Source organism: Acidovorax lacteus, assembly GCF_039540375.1.
GTDB lineage: Bacteria > Pseudomonadota > Gammaproteobacteria > Burkholderiales > Burkholderiaceae_C > Acidovorax_G > Acidovorax_G lacteus.
Genome location: NZ_BAABEX010000007.1, coordinates 1 through 21,871 on the forward strand (window position 1 = coordinate 1; position 21,871 = coordinate 21,871).

Here is a 21,871-nt window from a genome sequence, read left to right on the forward strand (position 1 = left end):
GTACCGCTTGAGCGACTTCAGGAACAGCCCCAACGGATCTCCATGCGGCTCCATTGCGTGCACGCTTACGTTCGTCGATATCGTCGGGAGAACCATGTCTGTTCCAGAGCTTGGTACCGCTCTCGTGCGTGCTAGCAGCCATAGAGGCACAACGCTATACTGTATATAAAAACAGTATTGCCGTGTTCTGTAGTCCTCATTTCGGTCTTCGTGCGGGGGGAGCAAGCATCTCCCCACTGCCATTGCCTTCTCATTTGCAGGGCAGGGTTTGGCGCGGAAGCGAATTGCTTGCTGCGCATGCGCTGACGAACACCAGTTCAACGGGATTCGCACTGTTGGATGCTGAGCTTCCGGGTCGCGGATGGCCCCGCCAAGGGTTGATTGAAATTGGTGTGCCAGAAGGGTTCCACTGCGAATGGCGGCTTTTGCAGCCCGCACTTCAGTCTTGTGTGCAGTCACCGAGCCATGTGTACCTGGTAACACCTCCTGCTGCTTTGCAGGCAGCAGGCGTTGCTGCCTTGGGGCCGTTCTGGCGTTCTGTTGTGGGCTTGCATGCGCCTCGGTTGGCAGATGCGTTGTGGCTGGTGGAGCAGGTGTTGCAAGCGCAAGCCGATGGCATCGTCATGTTGTGGATCCCCCATTTACGAAACGATCAAGTCCGCAGGCTGCACACCAAAGCAGAGGCAGGAGGACTTCCTGTCTTTTGGTTTCGTCCCATCAAATCCGGGTCGTCCGGTGTTGCAACGCCAGCGCCCTTGCGCTTGTGGATCGAGCCTCACGACCCTTGGCATCTGGCGGTGCGCATTCTTAAGCGCCGTGCGCAACCGTGTGAGAAAACCTTGCTGATCCGAGCGTTGCCCGCAGGCGTAAAAGATGCACTCCCGTTGCCACGTGAGCAGGTCTTGGCTGCACGGGTGCAGGGTGATTCGATGCAAGGGGATGTACATGGCTGGCCACTGGGTCGCACTGAAGTTCAGTCCACCGAGCGGCGCGTTCTCACCGCCTGAGCAATGTCCGCTGGTGCAGTGGCTGTGGACACTCACCCCTCGGGTGGCATGTCTGCAGGGCGTCGTCCTGGCCGATGTGTCCATGAGTCTGCGCTTGTTTGGGGGGGAGGGCGCATTACAGCGGCGAGTGCGGGCCTGGGCGCGCGAGCAAAGCGTTCTGCTGGCGTGGGCACCCACGGGCCTTGCGGCCCAAGCGTTGCTTTCTCAGGCTTCGCACAGCACGATCCCCAAGGCTTTCGGCCCGCGGTGGTGGGAGGTATTGGATTCTTTGCCTCTCAGTGCGTTGCCTTCACTCGAAGCCTGCATGCCCGACCTGCATGCGATGGGCTGTCAGACACTCGGGCAGTTCAGGCGACTGCCCCGCGTGCTGCTGGTGCCGCGCGTGGGAGCAGCCCCCCTGGGGTTGCTCGATCAGGCGTACGGATTGCAGCCAGAGGCGTACCAGTGGCTGGCCCCAGCCGAACACTTTGAACGCAGCCTGGACTGCCCAGAGGGCGCAACCACCGTCGAGCAGTTGTTGGCGTTCGCCATCCCTTTGCTGCAAGCCTTGCAAGAATGGCTGGCAGCCCGCCAGCAGGGGGCCACTGCTTTGGAGCTGCGATGGCGATACGAGCACAGGGCGCGCGATGAGCGCGACATGCCAGGTCAGGTCTGGGTTCGTTCTGCGCATCCGATGCACCGCGTCACAGATTTCTCTGCGCTCCTGACGGCCCATCTGGCGCAGCAGGCTTTGCGTGCGCCCGTCAACCGCTTGACATTGCGACTGGAGACCTGGGTGCCTGCCGTCGCACACAGCCACTCCTGGTTGCCCGATCCTGCCCGACAGCAGATGGCGGTGGATCAGATGCTGGAGCGCATTCAGGCGCGGCTGGGTCCAGATGCAGTGCGGGTTCTGGTGCCGCATTCAGACCACCGGCCTGAGCGCATGCAGACCTGGCAGCCTGGTTTGCCTGCGCGTGCGCGCCCCAACAAGCCTGTCGCGCCCTCGCCGCCCCCGGGGTTGGTGCCTGCCTGGCTCCTGCCGGAGCCACTCGCCCTGGCGGTACGCGCGCATCGCCCGGTGTACCGCGGTCCCTTGCAGTTGCTGCTGGGGCCTGATCGGGTTGAGGTGGGGTGGTGGGAGCAGGCTCAGGGCTCGGCAGCACCGCGGGAGCGCCGAGATTACTGGCTGGCCTACAGCCCTGCAGCCGGCCTCCTGTGGGTGTTTCAGCGGCGGATGGGGCACGCGCCACCCCAGTGGTTTTTGCACGGCTTCTTTGGGTGAGGGCGGCGGACCATGACCGAGCCGCTGGCATTGCCAGACTATGCAGAGCTTTGGTGCCTTTCCAATTTTTCCTTCCTGAAAGGTGCAAGCCATCCGGAGGAACTGGTGCAGCGCGCCCACCAGTTGGGCTACCAGGCGCTGGCCATCACCGACGAATGCAGCATGGCCGGTGCAGTCCGCGCGCATGTGGCGGCCAAGGCCGCGGGTGTGCGCTTGTTGGTGGGGGCGCATTTCCATCTGGCGGCAGCGCCGCCTGGTCATGCGCCAGGCTTACCCGCATTCGCGCTGGTGGTCATTGCCTGTCATCGGCAGGGCTATGGCAACCTGTGTGCCTTCATCAGCCGGTTGCGGCGCAGCAGTGCCAAGGGCCAATACCGTTTGCTGCCAGACGAGGTGCAGTCCGACACGCTTGCAGACTGCGTGGTGCTGGCTTGCCCGGAGCGCTCTGCCACCGATGCGTCTTTGCACGCTTTGGGCCGCTGGCTGTTGGCCCGGTTCCCGGGGCGTTGCTGGATCGGCGTTGAGCAACCCTGCCGTCTGGACGACATGCGCTGGCTCCAGCGGCTGCAGGTCGTGTCGGCGAACACCGCCATTCCCTTGGTGGCGGTCGGGCATGTGCACATGCATGTGCGATCTCGCAAGCCGCTGCAGGACGTACTGACCGCCGTGCGGCACGGTCGGCCGCTGCGCGAATGCGGGGTGCTGCTGCAGCGCAATGCAGAGCAGCACCTGCGCCCCCGCATGCGGCTGGCCCAACTGTTCCCACCGGATTTGCTGGCCGAAAGCGTACGGGTCGCCGACCGTTGCCGCTTCAGTCTGGACGAACTCCGGTACTGCTATCCCCAAGAGGTGGTGCCGCCTGGCTGCACGCCCATGCAGCACCTGCGCCAGGTGACGCACGAAGGGGCTGCGCGCCGCTGGCCAGACGGCGTGCCCGAACGCATTGAGCATCAGATTGCGCATGAGCTGGATCTCATTGGCGATCTGGGCTACGAGCACTACTTCCTCACCGTGTACGACATCGTGCAGTTCGCGCGCGGGCGCGGCATTCTGTGCCAGGGGCGCGGCTCGGCCGCCAACAGTGTGGTGTGTTATTGCCTGGGCATCACCGAGGTGGATCCGGCCCGCATGTCGGTGCTGTTTGAGCGCTTTATCTCGCGCGAGCGCAACGAGCCGCCCGACATCGACATCGACTTCGAGCACCAGCGACGCGAAGAGGTGATCCAGTACCTGTATGCCAAATACGGGCGTGACCGTGCGGCCCTGACCGCCACCGTGATCCGCTACCGCCCGCGCTCTGCGCTGCGCGATGTGGGCAAGGCGCTGGACCTGCCGCCCCAGTGGCTGGACGCTGTGGCCCAGGGGCACCACTGGTTTGATGGATTGCAGGTGCGCGAAGAGCGACTGACAGAGCTGGGCCTCGACGCGCAGGACCCGAGCATTCGCCAGTGGGTGGACCTGACCGAAGCACTGATCGGCTTTCCCCGGCATCTGTCGCAGCACACCGGCGGATTTGTGCTCACGCAGGATCTGCTGTGTCGCACCGTGCCCATTGAAAACGCCGCCATGCCCGACCGCACCGTCATCGAGTGGGACAAGGACGATCTGGATGCCGTCGGGCTGCTCAAGGTGGATGTGCTCGCGCTGGGCATGCTCACGGCCCTGCGCCGGGCGCTTGATCTGATCGGCGAGCGCCGCGGCCAGCCGATGCGCCTGCAGGACATTCCGGCGGAAGATGCCGCCACCTACGACATGATCTGCGAAGCCGACACCGTGGGCGTGTTCCAGATCGAAAGCCGGGCGCAGATGAGCATGCTGCCCCGCCTGCGGCCGCGTTGCTTCTACGACCTGGTGATCGAGGTCGCCATCGTGCGGCCCGGCCCCATCCAGGGTGGCATGGTCCACCCCTACCTGCAGCGTCGGCAAGGGCGCGAGCCCGTCACCTATCCCAGTCAGGCCCTGCGCCAGGCGCTGGAGCGCACTTTGGGGGTGCCCGTGTTCCAGGAGCAGGTCATGCAGATCGCCATGCTGGCCGCCGGTTTTTCGGCCGGAGAGGCCGACGGCCTGCGCCGTTCCATGGCCGCCTGGAAGCGCAAAGGCGGGCTGGGGCATTACTACCACCGGCTGGTCGATGGCATGGTCGATCGGGGGTACGACCGTGCCTTTGCCGAATCCATCTTCGAGCAGATCAAGGGCTTTTCTGAGTATGGCTTTCCGGAAAGCCACGCCGCCAGCTTTGCGCTGCTGGTCTATGCCTCGGCCTGGATCAAGCGGCACGAGCCCGCAGCCTTTCTGGTCGCCTTGCTCAACAGCCAGCCCATGGGCTTCTACACCCCCAGTCAACTGGTGCAGGATGCGCGCCGCCACGGGGTGGAGGTGCTGCCCGTCGATGTGCAGCACAGCGAGGTCGGAGCCACGCTGCACGGGGCGGCCGTGCGCCTGGGCTTGGGCATGGTGCACGGCCTGGGGGCCGCAGAAGCCCGGCGCATCGTGCAGGCACGGGCGGTGCGGCCCTTTGCCGGCGTACAAGACCTGGCCGAGCGTGCGCAGGTGGATCGGCACATGGTGCAGCGCCTGGCAGCCGCAGGCGCGCTCGAAAGCCTGGCCGGGCACCGCCGCCAGCAGGCCTGGGCCGCCGCCGCCACCCACCGCCTGCCGCCCTTGCTGCAGGGCTCCCTGCCAGCCGATCTGCCCGTGCCTCTGCCCCCTGCGCCCGAAGGGGAGGAAGTGCTGCGCGACTACGCAAGCCTCGGGCTCACGCTGCGCTCACACCCCTTGGCCCTGCTGCGCCCGCGGCTGCAGCAGCACCGACTGCTCACGTCGGCCGAACTGCGCCAACTGCCCGACGGGGCGCGGGTCCGCACCGTGGGCATCGTCACCGTACGCCAGCGACCCGAAACCGCCAAAGGCACGATGTTCGTGTCGCTGGAGGACGAATGCGGCTCCACGCAGGTCATCGTCTGGCCGCATGTGCGCGAGGCACAGCGTGCGGTGCTGCTGGAATCGCGCCTGCTCGCGGTGCGCGGCCGCTGGCAGCGCGAAGGGGCCGTGTGCAACCTGGTGGCCGACCGCCTCGCCGATCTGAGCCATTGGCTGGGTAGCCTGGCCACGAGCAGCCGCGATTTCCGCTGAGGCGAGACACCGTCCAGACACTTTTCGGGTCGATGCATTTGTTTTTATAAATGCTGCGGTGCGATGGAATCCATTTAACAGGATGCTTGAATCTCCCTAGCATTCGCCGGAATTGGAGAAACCTCATGCAAAGCCTACTGGACCCCGCAATCCTCTTCTTCGTTTTTGGCGTGTTGGCCGGAGCCGTCCGTTCCAACCTGGAGATTCCCCCGGCCATCTCCAAATTCCTGTCGCTCTACCTGCTGATGGCCCTGGGCATGAAGGGTGGTTTTGCGCTGTCGCAGACCGGGCTGGACGCGCAGGTGTTTGCCAGCCTGGGGGCCGCCATGGCCATGGCCTTCATCGTGCCCGCCCTGGGCTATCAGCTGCTCAAGCGGCGCCTCAGTGGTTTTGACGCGGCCGCCATCGCCGCCTCGTACGGCTCGGTCAGCGCCGTCACCTTCGTCACGGCCACCCAGGTGCTTGAATCCCAGGGCCTGGCCGCCCCGGGCCACATGACGGTGGCCATGGTGCTCATGGAGTCACCGGCCATCGTCATGGCGGTGCTGCTGGCCAGCGCCATCCGGCACAACGCCGCCGCACCGGCCAGCGTTACCGTGGGCAGCGGCGGGCAGGCCGTGCTCACCGCCGGAGGCGGCAGCGGCTCGGGCGCAGCCGTGCGGCGCATCCTGCACGAGTCGTTCACCGACGGCACGCACCTGCTGCTGCTGGGTTCGCTGGCGGTGGGCTACCTCAGCGGCGAAGCCGGCAAGACCATGATGCAGCCCTTCACGGGCGACCTGTTCAAGGGCATGCTCGCTTTCTTCCTGCTCGACATGGGTCTGCTGGTGGCGCGTCACTTTGCTGCGGCCCGGTCGCAGTCGCCGGTGCTCATCGTGTACGCGGTGCTGGGCCCGGTGGTCCATGCTGGCATCGCCCTGGCACTGGCCCAGCTGCTGAGCCTGCCGGTGGCCGATACGGCACTGCTGATGGTGCTGTCGGCCAGCGCGTCGTACATCGTGGTGCCAGCCGTGCTGCGGCACGCGATCCCGGAGGCCAACCCCTCGCTGTACTTCGGCCTGTCGCTGGGCATCACCTTTCCGCTGAACATTCTGCTGGGCATTCCGCTGTACGTGCAGGTGGCACGCTGGGCCGCCGGTTGAGGCTGATTGCTATCAAAAAGTGAGCTGCTCGTGCTTGATTAATAAGCACGAGCGGCCTCAACGCCTTTGAAGCTGCCTTTGTGCCAATTGGCCAGTGTTGCGTGTGGTTCGGGAGGCTTGGGCTCCCGGGCCCGGGAGCAGTGCGCAGTCGCTACGGTCTGTGGGCCCAGGCCATGATGGGCAGGCCGCAGCCAATGTGCGCCGCGTAAGCAAAAGCCCGGGCCACTTGCGTGACCCGGGCTTTCATGTGTGGCGGAGAGGGCGGGATTCGAACCCGCGGTGGGGATTAGCCCACACACGCTTTCCAGGCGTGCGACTTAAACCGCTCATCCACCTCTCCGGAAGCCCTCTATTATAGCCATGCAATCAGGGTGTTCCCCGCAACTTGGCTGGAACGCTCCGGCACCGGGGCCGCTCATGGCGTGCGCTGCTGCGCCTGCACCATCTTCATGGCCGAGCTGATGAGCGCCGACACCTCGGTCATGTTGCTCGGCACCACCAGCGTGGTGGTTGCGTCGGCGGCCACGCGGGCGTAGGCGTCCACGGCTTTTTCGGCCACTTTGAGCTGAACGGCCTGCTCGCCGCCGGGCTGGCGGATGGCTGCTGCCACGCGCTCGATGGCTTGGGCGGTGGCATCGGCCACGGCCTTGATGGCTTCGGCTTCGCCCAGGGCCTTGTTGATCTCGGCCTGCTTCTCGCCTTCAGAGCGGGCGATGAAAGCTTCGCGTTCGCCCGTGGCAATGTTGATCTGCTCTTGCCTGCGGCCTTCGGATGCGGCGATGAGTGCGCGCTTCTCGCGTTCGGCGGTGATCTGGGCCTGCATGGAGCGCAGGATCTCGCTGGGCGGCGTCAGGTCCTTGATTTCGTAACGCAGCACCTTCACGCCCCAGTTGAGCGCCGCCTCGTCGATGGCCGACACCACTTGCGCGTTGATCATGTCGCGCTCTTCGAAGGTCTTGTCCAGTTCGAGCTTGCCGATCACGCTGCGCAGCGAGGTCTGGGCCAGCTGCGTCACCGCCATGATGTAGTTGCTCGATCCGTAGCTGGCGCGCATCGGATCGGTGACCTGGAAGTACAGGATGCCGTCCACCTGCAGCTGGGTATTGTCCTTGGTGATGCACACCTGGCTGGGCACATCGAGCGGAATCTCCTTGAGGCTGTGCTTGTACGCCACGCGGTCGATGAAGGGGACGAGGAAGTTGAGCCCCGGGTTCAGGGTGCCTGCGTACTTGCCCAGCCGCTCCTTGACCCACGCGTTCTGCTGGGGCACGACCTTGACCGAGCGGGCGATGAAGATCACCGCGATGATGAACAGGACGGCTGCGATTTCCATAAAAGCCTTTCGGAATGAGACGAGACCGCCGGCAACTTCAGTGCGGTGCCGACACGACGCAAGAACGCATTGCGGCCCTGTGGGCGCGCCGTCAGACCGGCTCGACCACCAGCCGGTTGCCCATCAGCTCTGCCACGCGGTGCAGCCCGGTGGTGGGCACCACGCCTGGCCGGTGCACAGCCACCCAGCTCGCGCCGCGGTAGCGCACCGTGGCTGTGCCATCGGGGTTCCAGTGGTCGATGTGCAGGGTCTCGCCGATGTCCAGGCTGGCGCTCTGGCCCGCGCCTAGGGCGGCATCGCCCGCGGCGCGGCGCTGGCGCACCAGCGTCCAGATGGCCACTGCGCCGCCGCCCACCAGGGCTGCTGCGAGCAACTGCACCGTGAAGCCAGCCCCCAGATGGGCCGCCAGCGCAGCCGCCGCCAGACCGAGGGCCAGCATCAGCAAATAGAAGGTTCCGGTCAGCAGCTCGGCGATCACCGCCGCGCCTGCCATCAGCCACCACAGGGTGGATTGCTCCATGGGTGTGTCCTCCGCCCGTGTTTTGTTTGTGTGCAGTGCACCACATTCTGGGTCAAAAGAATGGCAGAACCAAGGCGGGACACACAGATTCCGTACACTTCGCGCCTATTTCGTTTTTTTGGGCCGGCGGGGCACGCCTGGCATGGAGGCTGCGCATGAAATTCCGCTTTCCCATCGTCATCATCGACGAAGACTACCGCTCCGAAAACACCTCGGGCCTGGGCATCCGCGCATTGGCGCAGGCGATTGAGGCCGAGGGCTTTGAGGTGCTGGGCGCCACCAGCTATGGCGACCTGAGCCAGTTCGCCCAGCAGCAAAGCCGGGCCAGCGCGTTCATCCTGTCGATCGACGACGAGGAGTTCACCCCGGGCCCCGACCTGGACCCGGCTGTGCTGAACCTGCGCAACTTCATCACCGAAGTGCGCCGCAAGAACGCCGATGTGCCGATTTATGTGCACGGCGAGACCAAGACCGCGCGCCACCTGCCCAACGACATCCTGCGCGAGCTGCATGGTTTCATCCACATGTTCGAGGACACGCCGGAGTTCGTGGCCCGCCACATCATCCGCGAGGCCAAGGCCTACCTCGAAGGCGTGCAGCCGCCGTTCTTCAAGGCGCTGCTCGACTACGCAGAAGACGGCTCGTACTCGTGGCACTGCCCCGGCCACTCGGGCGGCGTAGCGTTCCTCAAGACGCCCGTGGGCCAGATGTTCCACCAGTTCTTCGGCGAGAACATGCTGCGCGCCGACGTGTGCAACGCGGTGGAAGAACTGGGCCAGCTGCTGGACCACAACGGCGCGATCGGCGAATCCGAGCGCAACGCGGCGCGCATCTTCAATGCCGACCACTGCTTCTTCGTGACCAACGGCACGTCCACCAGCAACAAGATGGTGTGGCACCACACCGTGGCCCCGGGCGACGTGGTGGTGGTGGACCGCAACTGCCACAAGTCCATCCTGCACAGCATCATCATGACCGGCGCGATCCCGGTCTTCCTCAAGCCCACGCGCAACCATTTCGGCATCATCGGCCCGATCCCGCAAAGCGAGTTCGAGCGTACGGCCATCGAGGCCAAGATCCGCGCGAACCCGCTGCTCAAGGGCGTGGACCCGAAGACCGTGCGCCCGCGCGTGCTCACGCTCACGCAGTCCACCTACGACGGGGTGCTCTACAACACCGAAACCATCAAGCAGATGCTCGATGGCTATGTGGACAACCTGCACTTCGACGAAGCCTGGCTGCCGCACGCGGCCTTCCACCCCTTCTATGGCAGCTACCACGCCATGGGCAAGAAGCGCGCGCGCCCCAAGCATTCGGTGGTGTATTCGACGCAGTCCATCCACAAGCTGCTGGCTGGCATCAGCCAGGCCAGCCATGTGCTGGTACAGGACTCGCAGACCGTCAAGCTCGACCGCCCGCTGTTCAACGAGGCGTACCTGATGCACACCTCGACCAGCCCGCAGTACAGCATTATTGCCAGCTGCGACGTGGCAGCCGCGATGATGGAGCCGCCCGGCGGCACCGCGCTAGTCGAAGAAAGCCTGCTCGAAGCGCTGGACTTCCGCCGCGCCATGCGCAAGGTGGCCGAGGAGTTCGGCAAGGACGAATGGTGGTTCAAGGTCTGGGGCCCCGAGAAGCTCGCCGAAGAAGGCGTGGGCCGGGCCGAGGACTGGATCATCCGCAGCGATGGCAAGGGCAAGAAGAACGGCAGCAAGTGGCACGGCTTTGGCCAACTGGCCGACGGCTTCAACATGCTGGACCCGATCAAGTCCACCATCGTCACGCCGGGCCTGAATCTCGACGGCAAGTTCGACAAGACGGGTATTCCGGCGTCCATCGTCACCAAGTACCTGGCCGAGCACGGCGTGGTGGTGGAGAAGACGGGCCTCTACAGCTTCTTCATCATGTTCACCATCGGCATCACCAAGGGCCGCTGGAACACGCTGCTGGCCGCGCTGCAGCAGTTCAAGGACGACTACGAGAAGAACCAGCCGATGTGGCGCATCCTTCCGGAGTTCTGTCAGCAGCACAAGCGCTACGAGCGCATGGGGCTTAAGGACCTGTGCCAGCACGTGCACCAGCTCTATGCCAAGTACGACATTGCGCGCCTGACGACCGAGATGTACCTGTCGGACCTCACGCCCGCGATGAAGCCCAGCGACGCCTACGCCCACATCGCGCACCGCAAGACCGAGCGCGTGGAGATCGACCACCTTGAGGGTCGCATCACCACCAGCCTGATCACGCCGTACCCGCCGGGCATTCCGCTGTTGATCCCGGGTGAGGTGTTCAACAAGAAGATCGTGGACTATCTCAAGTTCTCGCGCGAGTTCTCCAAGCTCTGCCCGGGCTTCGAGACCGATATCCACGGTCTGGTCGAGATCGAGGACGACGAGGGCAACGTGCGCTACTACGCCGACTGCGTGGCCGTGGAACCCGCGGCCAAGCCGGCAGCGGCCCCTCGTCGCAGCCGCAAGAGCGCGCCGGCGGCCTGAGGCTCGGCGCAGCGGCCTGTGCCGCGGTGCGCAGCCTCAGTGCCTCACTCACTGAGGTCCACACAGGCGCTATCGAAAACAGAGCGGCCCGTGCCTGCCAGACAAGCACGGGCCTTTGTTTTGGCACAGGGGTTTGGTGGGCCGGGGCACGGCCGCATGCGCAGGCGAGTGGCGCGGCGGGCGTTAGAACCCCTGACAGGGGCAGGCCATCGCACAGACGCCCCGCCTTCATGGCGCTGATTCGCTATCAAAAAAATAGCTGCTCGTGCTTGATTGATCAGCACGAGCAGCCATTTTGGTGCTCAGTCTGGATCCGGCCGCCCAGGGCCGGGGAGCCATCAGCCCACCGTGTCGCGGCTCACGCCCGCCGTCTGGCTGAAGCCGCCGTCCACGTAGGTGATCTCGGCCGTCACGCCGCTGGCCAGGTCGCTCAGCAAAAACGCGGCGACGTTGCCCACGTCTTCAATGGTCACGTTGCGGCGCAGCGGCGAGGCGTCGGCCACGCGCGAGAGCAGCTTGCCGAAGTCCTTGATGCCGCTGGCGGCCAGGGTCTTGATCGGGCCGGCGCTGATGCCGTTGGCGCGGATCGCGCGGCCGTCGGCGGTGCGGCCCACGGCTTCGGCCAGGTAGCGCACGCTGGCTTCCAGGCTGGCCTTGGCCAGGCCCATGGTGTTGTAGTTGGGGATGGAGCGCAGCGCGCCCAGGTACGACAGCGTGAGCAGCGAAGACTTGTCGTTCAGGTAGGGCAGGGCGGCCTTGGCCATGGCCGGGAAGCTGTAGGCGCTGATGTCGTGCGCAATGCGGAAGCCCTCGCGCGACAGGCCTTCGAGGAAGTCGCCCGCAATCGCTTCGCGCGGTGCAAAGCCGATGCTGTGCACGAAGCCGTCGAACTTGGGCCAGACCTGCGACAGGTCGGCAAACAGGCGTTCGATCTGCGCATCGTCGGCCACGTCGCAGTCAAACACCAGGGTGGAATCGAACTCGGCCGCAAATTCGGTGATGCGGTCCTTGAAGCGCTCGCCCACGTAGCTGAAAGCCAGCTCGGCGCCCTGGGCGCGGCAGGCCTTGGCAATGCCGTAGGCAATCGAACGGTTGGACAGCACGCCCGTGATCAGCAGCTTTTTGCCGGTCAGAAACCCCATGTGTGTTCTCCTTGGAATGTGGTCAGATCGCAGTGGACGCAGCGCCGGGGAGGGCGGCCGGGGCATCGGGAAATGCCCGCAAAGCCGCAGCGGCGCCGCCTGCGTGGTGCAGAATTGTCGCATGCGCCTGTGGCTGTCCTGTCTGCTCTGGATGTGTGCGCTGCCCGCCTGGGCAGCCCATGCCTATGCCCTGTGGGGTACTCCGCGCTATGCGGCCGGATTCGCGCATTTCGACTACGTGAACCCGCAGGCCCCCAAGGGTGGCGAGCTGCGCTTGGTCAGCAACCTGCGCACCTCCACCTTCGACAAGTACAACCCGTTCACCATCAAGGGCAGCGCACCGGCTTACCTGTCGCAGCTGATGTTCGACAGCCTGCTGATCGGCGCGCTCGACGAAACCGCCACCGGCTACGGCCTGCTGGCCGAAGACGTGCAGGTGGCGCCTGACGGGCTGTCGGCCACCTTCCGCCTGCGGCCCGAGGCGCGTTTTCACCACGGCAAGCCGGTGCTCGCGCAGGACGTGAAGCACAGCTTCGACACGCTGATGGGCCCGCACACCTCACCGGCCTACAAGACGCTGCTGGCCGAGGTGGCCGGGGTCGATGTGCTGGACGACCGCACGGTGCGCTATCGCTTCAAGACGCCCAACCGCGAACTGCCGCTGACCGTGGGCGGCCTGCCCGTGTTCAGCCGCGACTGGGGCGTGGAAAACGGCAAGGCCAAGCCCTTTGACCAAGTGGTCACCGACATCCCGCTGGGCAGCGGCCCCTACCGCATCGGCCCGGTGCGTTTTGGTAAAGACATCACCTACGAGCGCGACCCGAACTACTGGGCGCGCGACTTGAACGTGCGCCGCGGCACAGCCAATTTCGACCGCATCGTGGTCAAGATCTACAAAGACAACACCGCGCGGCTGGAGGCGCTGAAGGCTGGCGAATTCGACCTGATGCGCTTTTTCAGCGCGGGCGACTGGGCCCGCCGCGTGACGGGCCGCAAGTTCGACAGCGGCGAGCTGGTGAAAGGCGAATTCCGCCACCAGCTGCCCTCGGGCTTTCAGAGCTACGTGCTCAACACGCGCCGCCCGCTGCTGCAGGATGTGCGCGTGCGCGAAGCGCTGGGCCTGGCGCTGGACTACGAATGGATGAACCGCCAGCTGTTCTACGGCGCCTACCAGCGTGTGAACGGCCTGTTCGGCAACACCGCCTGCGAAACGAGCGGCACGCCCTCGGCCGCCGAACTGGCGCTGATGGAACCCTGGCGCAAGCACATTCCGGCAGCCGCTTTCGGGCCCATGACGGTGCCGCCACGCACCGATGGCGATTCGTCGCTGCGCGCCAACCTGCGCCGCGCGCAGGCCCTGCTCAAAGACGCGGGCTGGGAGGTGCAGGACGGCGTGCTGCGCAACGCGCGCGGCGAGCCCTTTGTGCTCGAATACATGGACAGCAACGAGGGCGGCATCCGCACCATCAGCCCCTGGGCGCGCAACCTGGAGAAGCTGGGCATTACGCTGCGCTTCCGGTCGGTGGACTTCGCGCTGTACCAGCAGCGGCTGCAGAAGTTCGATTTTGACGTGACCTCGCTGGCCTTCCAGGGGACGCACAACCCCGGCCAGGAGTTTGCCGACATGTTTGGCAGCCAGGCTGCCGACACCGAAGATTCGGGCAACTTCGCCGGTGTGAAGAACCCGGCCGTGGATGCGATGATCCGTGCCATGACGGGCGCGCGCTCTGAGCAGGAATTGCTGCCCGCCTGCCATGCGCTCGAGCGCATCATTGCCCACAGCCATTACCTGGTGCCGCAGTGGACGGCCTCCACCCACCGCATGGCCTACAACACCTGGCGGCTGGCGCGGCCCGAGAAGATGCCCCCGTACGCCAGCGGCGAGGGCTGGGCCATTGACACCTGGTGGGCCCGCAGCCCTGCAGGCCCGGCCGACGCACGGCGCTGACCCGCTGCCCTCAAACGCCTTGCCCACGCCCATGCTGGCCTACATCCTCAAACGCCTGCTGCTCATGGTGCCCACGCTGTTCGGCGTGCTGCTACTGACCTTTGTGGTGATCCAGTTCGTGCCCGGTGGCCCAGTGGAGCAGTACCTGGCCGAGGCCAAGGCTGGCGCGGGCGGCGGGGCCGAAGGCGGTGGCTTTGCATACCGCGGCGCGCAGGGGGTGGATCCGAAGCGCATCGAGCAGATCAAGGCGCTGTACGGCTTTGACAAACCCGCGCACGAGCGGTTTTTGCAGATGCTGGGGCAGTTTGCGCGCTTTGACCTGGGCAAGAGCTTCTTCCAGAACAAGGACGTGTGGACGCTGGTCAAGGAAAAGCTGCCGGTCTCCATCAGCCTGGGGCTGTGGACCTTCTTCATCAGCTACCTCGTGGCCGTGCCCCTGGGGGTGGCCAAGGCCGTGCGCGCGGGCTCGCGGTTCGATCTGGTCACCACGCTGATCATCCTGGTGGGCTATGCGATTCCGGGCTTTGTGCTCGGCGTGGCGCTGCTGGTGATCTTTGGCGGTCAACTGCAGTGGTTTCCGTTGCGCGGGCTCACGTCCTCCAACTGGGAGGAGCTGAGCTGGGGGGCGCGCATCGTGGACTACCTCTGGCACATCACGCTGCCCGTCACGGCCATGGTGCTCGGCAGTTTTGCCGTGACGGCCATGCTCACCAAGAACGCGTTCCTCGAAGAAATCCGCAAGCAGTATGTGCTCACGGCCCGCGCCAAGGGCTTGAGTGAGCGCCAGGTGCTGTGGAAGCATGTGTTCCGCAACGCGCTCATCCCGATCATCACGGGCTTTCCGGCCGCGTTCATCGGGGCGTTTTTTGCAGGCTCGCTGCTCATCGAAACGCTGTTCTCGCTCGACGGCCTGGGCCTGCTGAGCTACGAGAGCGTGATCCGCCGCGACTATCCCGTGGTGCTGGGCACGCTGTATCTGTTCACGCTGATCGGGTTGGTCACCAAGCTCATCAGCGACCTCTGCTACGTGTGGGTGGACCCCCGTGTCAAATTCGACTAGCGCCCTCGACCACGCCGCCGAGGCCCCCAGCCCGTCGTTGCCCACGGCCGGCGCGGCCATGTCACCGCCCTCGCTGTCGCCCTCGCGCCGTGCCTGGCTGCGCTTCAAGCGCAACCGGCTGGGCTACTGGAGCCTGGTGGCGTTCTGCGCGCTGGTGCTGCTGTCGCTGTGTGCCGAGCTGATCAGCAACGACCGGCCGCTGGTAGTGCGCTACGAGGGGCAGACCTACTTTCCGATGCTCAAGGACTACCCCGAGAAAACCTTCGGCGGCGACTTCGAGACCCCCACCGACTACCTCGACCCCTTCATCCGCGAACGGCTGACGGCGGGCTCCAACTGGGCCCTGTACACGCTCAATCCTTACGGCCCGCAGACGATCAACTACTTTGCCAAGGCGCCCAACCCCTCGGCCCCGTCGCGCGACAACTGGCTGGGCACCGACGACCGGGGGCGCGACCTGCTTGCGCAGCTGATCTACGGCTTTCGTGTGAGCGTACTGTTTGCGCTGGCGCTCACGCTCACGGGGGTGGTGCTGGGCGTGCTCACGGGGGCCATCCAGGGCTTTTTCGGGGGCAAGACGGACCTGGCCTTCCAGCGCTTCATCGAGATCTGGGGCTCCATGCCCGAGCTGTACCTGCTGATCATCTTCAGCGCCGTGTTTGCGCCCAGCGTGTCGCTGCTGCTGGTGCTACTGTCGCTGTTTGGCTGGATGGGGCTGTCTGATTACGTGCGCGCCGAGTTCCTGCGCAACCGCCAGCTCGACTATGTGAAGTCGGCCCGCGCGCTGGGCGTGGGCAATGCGCAGATCATCTGGCGGCACATCCTGCCCAACAGCCTCACGCCCGTGGTCACGTTTTTGCCGTTCCGCATGAGCGCGGCCATCCTCGCGCTGACTTCGCTCGACTTTCTGGGCCTGGGCGTGCCGCCGGGCACACCCAGCCTGGGCGAGTTGCTGAGCCAGGGCAAGAACAGCATCGACGCGTGGTGGATTTCGCTGTCCACCTTTGGCGTGCTGGTGACGACGCTGCTGCTGCTCACCTTCATGGGCGACGCGCTGCGCGATGCGCTCGACCCGCGCAAACAATGAACACGCCCCTGACCGCATGAGCGAGGCTCCCACCCTTTCTTCCACGCCGCTGCTGCAGGTCCAGAACCTGTGCGTGCGTTTTGGCCCCAAAACCGTGGTGCAGGACGTGGGCTTCACCGTGCGCGCGGGCGAAAAGCTGGCCCTGGTGGGCGAGTCCGGCTCGGGCAAGACCATCACCGCCCTGAGCCTGCTGCGCCTGGTGGCCGATGCCGAGATCACCGGCCAAGCCCTGCTGCGCGGCCGCGACCTGCTCACGCTGCCCGAACGCGACATGCGCGCCGTGCGCGGCGGCGAGATCGCGATGGTGTTCCAGGAGCCCATGACGGCGCTGAACCCGTTGATGCCCGTGGGTGCGCAGATTGCCGAGGTGCTGCAGCTCAAAAAGGCGCTGTCCGCCGACGCCGCGGCCCGCGAGGCCGTGGCGCTGCTCGCGCGCACCGGCATCCCCGAGCCCGAGCGGCGCGCCCGCGCCTACCCGCACCAGCTCAGCGGCGGCCAGCGCCAGCGCGCGGTGATCGCCATGGCCCTGGCCAGCGAACCTGCGTTGCTGCTGGCCGACGAGCCAACCACCGCGCTCGACGTGACGCTGCGCGGCCAGATCCTCGATCTGCTGGACGCGTTGCAGCGCGAAACCGGCATGGCCGTGGTGATCATCACGCACGACTTGCCGCTGGTGCGCCGCTTTGCACACCGCGTGGCGGTGATGGAGCGCGGCCAGGTGGTCGAGCAGGGGCCGGTGGCCGAGGTGTTTGCGAACCCCGCGCACCCCTACACCCGCAAGCTGCTGGCCAGCCGCCCCCAGCGCGGGCCTGAGCCCCCGTCGCCGGGCCCCGCGGCCGCGCCGCTGCTGCGCGCGGCCGACCTGCGCGTGGTGTATCCGGTGCCGCTGCCCGGCGTGCGCGGCTGGTTCCGCAAAGGCGAGTTTGTGGCGGTGCAGGGCGCGTCGCTGCAACTGCTGCCCGGGCGCACGCTGGGCGTGGTGGGCGAATCGGGCTCGGGCAAGTCCACGCTTGCGCAGGCCTTGCTGGGCCTGCTGCCCAGCACTGGCACGCTCGAAGTCGCGGGCCGCGGCTGGCAGGCCCCAGCCACGCGCAACAGCCCGCCCAACCAGGCGCTGCGCCGTGTGGTGCAGGTGGTGTTCCAGGACCCGTTCTCGTCCCTGTCGCCGCGGCTCACGCTTGAAGAAATCGTGGGCGAGGGTCTGCGCGTGCATGCGCCCACGCTGCCGCTGGCCGAGCGCCGCACGCGCGTGCTGTCGGTGCTGGCCGAAGTGGGGCTGACCGAGGCGCAGTTTCCGGGGCTGCTTGCGCGGTATCCGCACGAGTTTTCGGGCGGGCAGCGCCAGCGCATTGCGGTGGCTCGGGCGCTGGTGGTCGATCCGCAGGTACTGGTGCTCGATGAGCCCACCAGCGCGCTGGATGTGACCATCCAGCAGCAGGTGCTGGGTTTGTTGCAGCGTCTGCAACACGACAAGGGGCTGGCGTATCTGCTCATCACGCACGACGTGGAGGTCATCCGCGCGATGGCGCACGAGGTGCTCGTGATGAAGGACGGTGCCGTGGTCGAAGCCGGGTCGGTGGACGCCGTGCTGGACGCACCTCGCCACCCCTACACCCAGCGGCTGGTGGCCGCCGCGCTGGGCTGAAGGCGAGCGGCCTCGCGGCCGCGCCGGACCCTGACTGGCCTCTGGCTGACTTCTGCGCGCGGGGCGGTGCATACCAGGGCGGGCAGGCTGGCGTTCCCGGTCGCATTGTTTTCAGGCATTTGCTATACATTTGATAGCTGCTCGTGCTTGACTTATAAGCACGAGCGGCCGTTTGGGCTTCAAGTCTGAAAGGGTTGGGGCTGGTGTGTGTGCCCGCAGCCTCTGGCCGCCGTGGGCATGCGCGTGGTGCGGGTGGGCTGGGCGACAGTGCCCGCGCAGACCGTTCAGCCTTCCAGTTCGCAGGACAATCCCCCCATGCTTGTCCGATTGTTTTGCCGCCAGGCCGCCCGCGTTGTCGGGGCGGCTTTGCTCGGGGGGCTGCTGGGCGCAGCGGTGGCCGCCCCGGCTGCGTCCTCGTCCGCCCCCTTCGCTGCTTCCGCGCCTGCGGCCCGCACCACAGCCGTCGATGCCTCGATGGCCCCGCGCGTGCTGGCCTGCACCGTCTGCCACGGCAAAGAGGGGCGCTCCACCCCCGACGGCTACTTTCCGCGCATTGCGGGCAAGCCTGCCGGCTACCTGGCCAACCAGTTGCTCAATTTCCGCGACGGGCGGCGCAGCTACCCGCAGATGACCTACCTCATCGAGCACCTGACCGACGACTACCTGCGCGAGATGGCCGCGTACTTTGCGGCGCTGGACCTGCCGTACCCGCCGCCCGCTCGGTTGGACGTGTCTGCCGCGCAGATCGAGCGCGGCCGTGCGCTGGTGCACCAGGGCGATCCGTCGCGCCAGTTGCCCGCCTGCGTGCAGTGCCACGGCGGCAGCATGACCGGGGTGGCGCCCTCCATCCCGGGGCTGCTGGGCCTGCCGCGCGACTACCTCAACAGCCAGCTCGGCGCTTGGGCCACAGGCCAGCGCCGCGCCCATGCGCCCGATTGCATGGCCGACATCGCCCGCCGCATGACGGCCGAGGACGTGAGCGCTGTATCCGCCTGGCTGGCCAGCCAGCCGGTGCCGGGCCGGGGCCATCCGGCCACGCACCTGCCAGCGCCGCTGCCGCTGCGTTGCGGCGGGGTGGACGATGTGCGCATCGCCCCCGGGGGCCGCTCATGAGCGCGCGCCGTTTTCGCAAGGCCTGGCTGGGCGCCGGGCTGCTGGCACTGGCCATGCTGGCCGCAGCCTGGGTGGCGTGGATCAACCAGGCGGGCGAGGCCCCGCTGGGCCCCGACGCCGCACCCGACACCCCGGCCCAGGTGGAGCGCGGCGCCTACCTGGCCCGCGTGGGCAACTGCATGGCCTGCCACACCACCGTGGGCGGGGCCGCCTACGCGGGCGGGCGCGGTATCGAAACGCCGTTTGGCGTGGTGTTCAGCTCCAATCTCACGGCGCATCCTGAACATGGGGTGGGCCGCTGGACGCGCGATGCGTTCTGGCGTGCGATGCACCACGGTCGCTCGCGCGATGGGCGGCTGCTGTACCCCGCCTTTCCGTACACCGAATACACACGCATCACGCGCGAGGACTCGGACGCGCTGCTGGCCTATCTGCGCACCGTGCCCGCGGCCGATACGCCCCAGCGCGCGCACGCGCTGCGCTTTCCGTACAACACGCAGGCCGCGCTGGCCGTGTGGCGGGCGCTGTACTTCCGCCCGGCCGAGCACACTCCTGACCCCGCGCAATCGGCCGACTGGAACCGCGGCGCCTACCTGGTGCAGGGCCTGGGCCACTGCGCCGCCTGCCACGCACCGCGCAATGCGTTGGGGGCCACGCAAGCGGCCGAACGCCTGGGCGGAGGGCTGATCCCGGTGCAGAACTGGTATGCACCGGCGCTGAACCGCGAAGACGAGGGCGGCCTGCAGCACTGGACCGAAGCCGACGTGGTGGCGCTGCTGCGCACCGGCGTGGCACCGGGCGCATCGGTGATCGGCCCCATGGCCGAGGTGGTGTTCCGCAGCACGCAATACCTGAGCGACGAGGACGTGCGGGCCATGGCCGTGTACCTGCAGGCCTTGCCACCCGAAGGCGAGGCGCGGCCCAAGCCCGCCGCACCCCCGGCGGCCGTGATGGCGCGCGGTGCCAAGGTGTACGAGGCCCAGTGCGCCCAGTGCCACGGCAGCGACGGCCGCGGCGAGCCTGGGGCGTTTCCGGCGCTGGCGGGCAATCGCGCGGTGCTGCTACACGACCCGACCAATGTGGTGCGCGTGTTGCTGCTGGGGGGCTATCCGCCCGCCACGGCGGGGCATCCGCGCCCGCATGGCATGCCGCCGTTCCAGCAGGTGCTGGGCGACGAAGACATCGCGGCGGTGACCAGCTTTGTGCGCAACAGCTGGGGCAATCAGGCGCCTGGAGTCGGTACCATGGAGATCTACCGCGCCCGCGAGCGGCGCGGCCTCTGAGGCCCCCTGCGTGACCGAATTGTCTGCCCCCCCTGTATCGACCGACAACACCCAGCCCGCTTCGCACTGGTGGGTGGTGTGCCTGTGCGCGGGTTGGTGCGGCACTTGCCGTGAGTACCGGGCGCTGTTCGACGGCCTGGCCGCTGCGGCTTCGCCCTACGAGCGTTGGCTGTGGGTGGATATTGAAGACGATGAAGACCTGACCGGCGACCTCGACGTGGAGACCTTTCCCACGCTGCTCATCGGAGAGGGGGGCAACGCCCGTTTTCTCGGGCCGCTGCTGCCGCAAGCCGCAGTGTTGGAGCGTCTGCTGGAGAGCCTGCGCGCCAGCGCCGGGCGTCCGGGCACCGACCCGCAGGCCCAGGCGCTGCTGGCACGCATCCAGCAAGCGCACGCCTGAAGCGCTGCGCGCGGCGCAGGCCCTGGCCCGTGATGGGCATCGCCTCTTGCGGGCGATGCGGTGGCGCGGCTGCCGGCCTTCAGCAGGCAGGCAGGGCTGTGCCCTGGTTGACCGCGCCCACCGTCTGCACCAGCGTGTTCCAGTACGGGGGCAGCCCTGCCCACGGATTGCCCGTGTTGGTCGCAAAGTCGTATTCGAGCGAGGTCATGAACACATGGCCGACATTGGAGCTGGCCAGGGCGGCGCGTTGCACAGCCGCCTGCATGTCGCCGCAGGTCAGGGTGTCGTGCACCAGCACGGCGTTGCGGCGGTTGGGCTGGGCCACCATCCAGCCATTGTTCGGCAGGGGGGCGTAGGTCCGGAACGCGCTGTTGCGCCCTTCAAAGGTGACCAGCGTGTCGGCCACCGTGGCGTAGTCGGCCACCGGCCACATGCCGGGGTTGCCAATGACGCGCAGCGCTGGGTCGCGCGACTTGATGTGGTCGTAGATCGCGCGGTAGAACGCCAGCCGGTCTGTGGTGGCGGCCATCTCGTCAATGAAGAACCCGCTGACCATGCCGCGCCCGTACAGGCTCAGGTACGCGTCGATGTTGGCCCGGATGCTGTCGAGCGAACGGGTGCCTGTGCCGTAGCGGGTGAACACATAGCCCACCACTGCGCCGCCGGCCGCCGTAAAAGCCGACGCCGCGCGCTGGATGTTGGCGTCAGCACTGGTAAAAACGCCGTTGGCCGGGTTCAGGATGGCCGTGATGCGCACACCCGGCTGGGCTTGTGCTGCGGTGGCCAGCGCTTCCCAATCGCGAGTGCCATTGCCGCTGGGGTAGAAGTAGGCGGGCACCAGCACTTCGAGCGGTTGCGGCGTGGGGCGTACCCACACCGTGCGCTGCGCAGACGCGGTTTGCCCCGACACGCTGACGCTGGCCTGCAGGGTCACCGCGCCCACCGGGGCTGCGCTCCACGAGAGACTGGCCTGGCCGGTCTGGGTGCGGGCCGTTCCCGCTGACAATGCGTTGGCCGAAAAGCTCACCACGGTGCCGTTGTCCACCACCGCATCGCCTGCGAAGGCGCGCACGGCCAGTGCCAGCGTCTGGCCTTGGTTGGCGACGCTGTCTGGTGCGGGTTGCAGGAATTCCACCCGCACAGCGGGCGCTGCGGGCTCGCTGCTGCCTCCGCCACAGGCCGCAAGGCCGCCCGCCAGGGCCAGCAGGGGCCAGAAAAACGTGGGGGTGGTGCGGCGCGTGGGCATGGTCGGGTCTGGAGCAAAAGGTCAAAAACCAGACCATACCGAAATCTGCATCGC

General features: G+C 66.7%; 16 protein-coding genes and 1 tRNA gene. 11 read left to right on the plus strand and 6 right to left on the minus strand.

Annotated elements, in window-relative coordinates; translation table 11 throughout:
* Positions 1 to 182 precede the first annotated feature (182 nt).
* Positions 183 to 1,007, plus strand: coding sequence for a translesion DNA synthesis-associated protein ImuA (gene imuA, locus ABD866_RS03515; RefSeq protein WP_345062463.1), 825 nt, complete (start codon positions 183 to 185; stop codon positions 1,005 to 1,007).
* A 289-nt stretch (positions 1,008 to 1,296) separates the two neighbouring features.
* On the opposite strand, the gene ABD866_RS03520 is transcribed toward imuA, so the two are convergent.
* Positions 1,297 to 1,911, minus strand: a complete 615-nt coding sequence (locus tag ABD866_RS03520; RefSeq protein WP_345061202.1) for a hypothetical protein — start codon at positions 1,909 to 1,911, stop codon at positions 1,297 to 1,299.
* Positions 1,912 to 2,283: 372 nt separating this feature from the next.
* On the opposite strand from ABD866_RS03520, the gene ABD866_RS03525 reads away from it, so the two are divergent.
* Together ABD866_RS03525 and ABD866_RS03530 are read left to right on the plus strand one after the other, a co-directional pair.
* Complete coding sequence (locus ABD866_RS03525; RefSeq protein WP_345061204.1) at positions 2,284 to 5,403, plus strand: error-prone DNA polymerase; 3,120 nt, start codon at positions 2,284 to 2,286, stop codon at positions 5,401 to 5,403.
* Between the two features lie 125 nt (positions 5,404 to 5,528).
* Positions 5,529 to 6,545: a sodium-dependent bicarbonate transport family permease gene (locus ABD866_RS03530; RefSeq protein ID WP_345061206.1), complete on the plus strand. Its 1,017-nt coding sequence runs from the start codon at positions 5,529 to 5,531 to the stop codon at positions 6,543 to 6,545.
* Positions 6,546 to 6,795: 250 nt separating this feature from the next.
* Here ABD866_RS03530 and ABD866_RS03535 read toward each other — a convergent pair.
* The 3 genes from ABD866_RS03535 to ABD866_RS03545 all read right to left on the minus strand — a co-directional run bounded on the left by ABD866_RS03535 (position 6,796) and on the right by ABD866_RS03545 (position 8,398).
* Positions 6,796 to 6,885 (minus strand) — tRNA-Ser (locus ABD866_RS03535).
* 75 nt (positions 6,886 to 6,960) lie between these two features.
* On the minus strand, positions 6,961 to 7,878 hold the full coding sequence (locus tag ABD866_RS03540) for an SPFH domain-containing protein (RefSeq protein ID WP_345061208.1): 918 nt from the start codon (positions 7,876 to 7,878) through the stop codon (positions 6,961 to 6,963).
* Positions 7,879 to 7,969: 91 nt separating this feature from the next.
* On the minus strand, positions 7,970 to 8,398 hold the full coding sequence (locus tag ABD866_RS03545) for an NfeD family protein (RefSeq protein ID WP_345061211.1): 429 nt from the start codon (positions 8,396 to 8,398) through the stop codon (positions 7,970 to 7,972).
* A 155-nt stretch (positions 8,399 to 8,553) separates the two neighbouring features.
* Here ABD866_RS03545 and ABD866_RS03550 point away from each other — a divergent pair, with 155 nt between their 5' ends.
* Positions 8,554 to 10,893, plus strand: coding sequence for an Orn/Lys/Arg family decarboxylase (locus tag ABD866_RS03550; protein WP_345061212.1), 2,340 nt, complete (start codon positions 8,554 to 8,556; stop codon positions 10,891 to 10,893).
* 338 nt (positions 10,894 to 11,231) lie between these two features.
* On the opposite strand, the gene fabI is transcribed toward ABD866_RS03550, so the two are convergent.
* Positions 11,232 to 12,035 (minus strand): enoyl-ACP reductase FabI, encoded by an 804-nt coding sequence (gene fabI, locus ABD866_RS03555; RefSeq protein ID WP_345061214.1) that lies wholly within the window; start codon positions 12,033 to 12,035, stop codon positions 11,232 to 11,234.
* Positions 12,036 to 12,156: 121 nt separating this feature from the next.
* On the opposite strand from fabI, the gene ABD866_RS03560 reads away from it, so the two are divergent.
* The 7 genes from ABD866_RS03560 to ABD866_RS03590 all read left to right on the plus strand — a co-directional run bounded on the left by ABD866_RS03560 (position 12,157) and on the right by ABD866_RS03590 (position 20,571).
* The gene (locus tag ABD866_RS03560; protein ID WP_345061216.1) at positions 12,157 to 13,983 is read left to right on the plus strand and encodes an extracellular solute-binding protein; all 1,827 of its coding nucleotides are present in this window, start codon (positions 12,157 to 12,159) and stop codon (positions 13,981 to 13,983) included.
* Between the two features lie 31 nt (positions 13,984 to 14,014).
* Entirely contained in the window at positions 14,015 to 15,043 is a 1,029-nt protein-coding gene (locus ABD866_RS03565; RefSeq protein ID WP_345062465.1) for a microcin C ABC transporter permease YejB, read from the plus strand.
* Positions 15,044 to 15,101: 58 nt separating this feature from the next.
* On the plus strand, positions 15,102 to 16,130 hold the full coding sequence (locus ABD866_RS03570; RefSeq protein ID WP_345062467.1) for an ABC transporter permease: 1,029 nt from the start codon (positions 15,102 to 15,104) through the stop codon (positions 16,128 to 16,130).
* Positions 16,131 to 16,146: 16 nt separating this feature from the next.
* Positions 16,147 to 17,775 carry an ABC transporter ATP-binding protein gene (locus tag ABD866_RS03575; RefSeq protein WP_345061218.1) on the plus strand — a complete coding sequence of 543 codons (1,629 nt, stop codon included), beginning with the start codon at positions 16,147 to 16,149 and terminating at the stop codon, positions 17,773 to 17,775.
* 315 nt (positions 17,776 to 18,090) lie between these two features.
* Entirely contained in the window at positions 18,091 to 18,888 is a 798-nt protein-coding gene (locus ABD866_RS03580; RefSeq protein ID WP_345061220.1) for a c-type cytochrome, read from the plus strand.
* Positions 18,885 to 20,171 carry a c-type cytochrome gene (locus ABD866_RS03585; protein ID WP_345061222.1) on the plus strand — a complete coding sequence of 429 codons (1,287 nt, stop codon included), beginning with the start codon at positions 18,885 to 18,887 and terminating at the stop codon, positions 20,169 to 20,171. Before ABD866_RS03580 ends, ABD866_RS03585 begins: the two co-directional genes overlap by 4 nt.
* Positions 20,172 to 20,181: 10 nt before the next feature.
* A complete protein-coding gene (locus ABD866_RS03590) occupies positions 20,182 to 20,571 on the plus strand; it encodes a thioredoxin family protein (RefSeq protein ID WP_345061224.1) in 390 nt (129 codons plus the stop codon).
* 79 nt (positions 20,572 to 20,650) lie between these two features.
* On the opposite strand, the gene ABD866_RS03595 is transcribed toward ABD866_RS03590, so the two are convergent.
* On the minus strand, positions 20,651 to 21,817 hold the full coding sequence (locus ABD866_RS03595) for a spherulation-specific family 4 protein (RefSeq protein WP_345061226.1): 1,167 nt from the start codon (positions 21,815 to 21,817) through the stop codon (positions 20,651 to 20,653).
* Between the last annotated feature and the right edge of the window lie 54 nt (positions 21,818 to 21,871).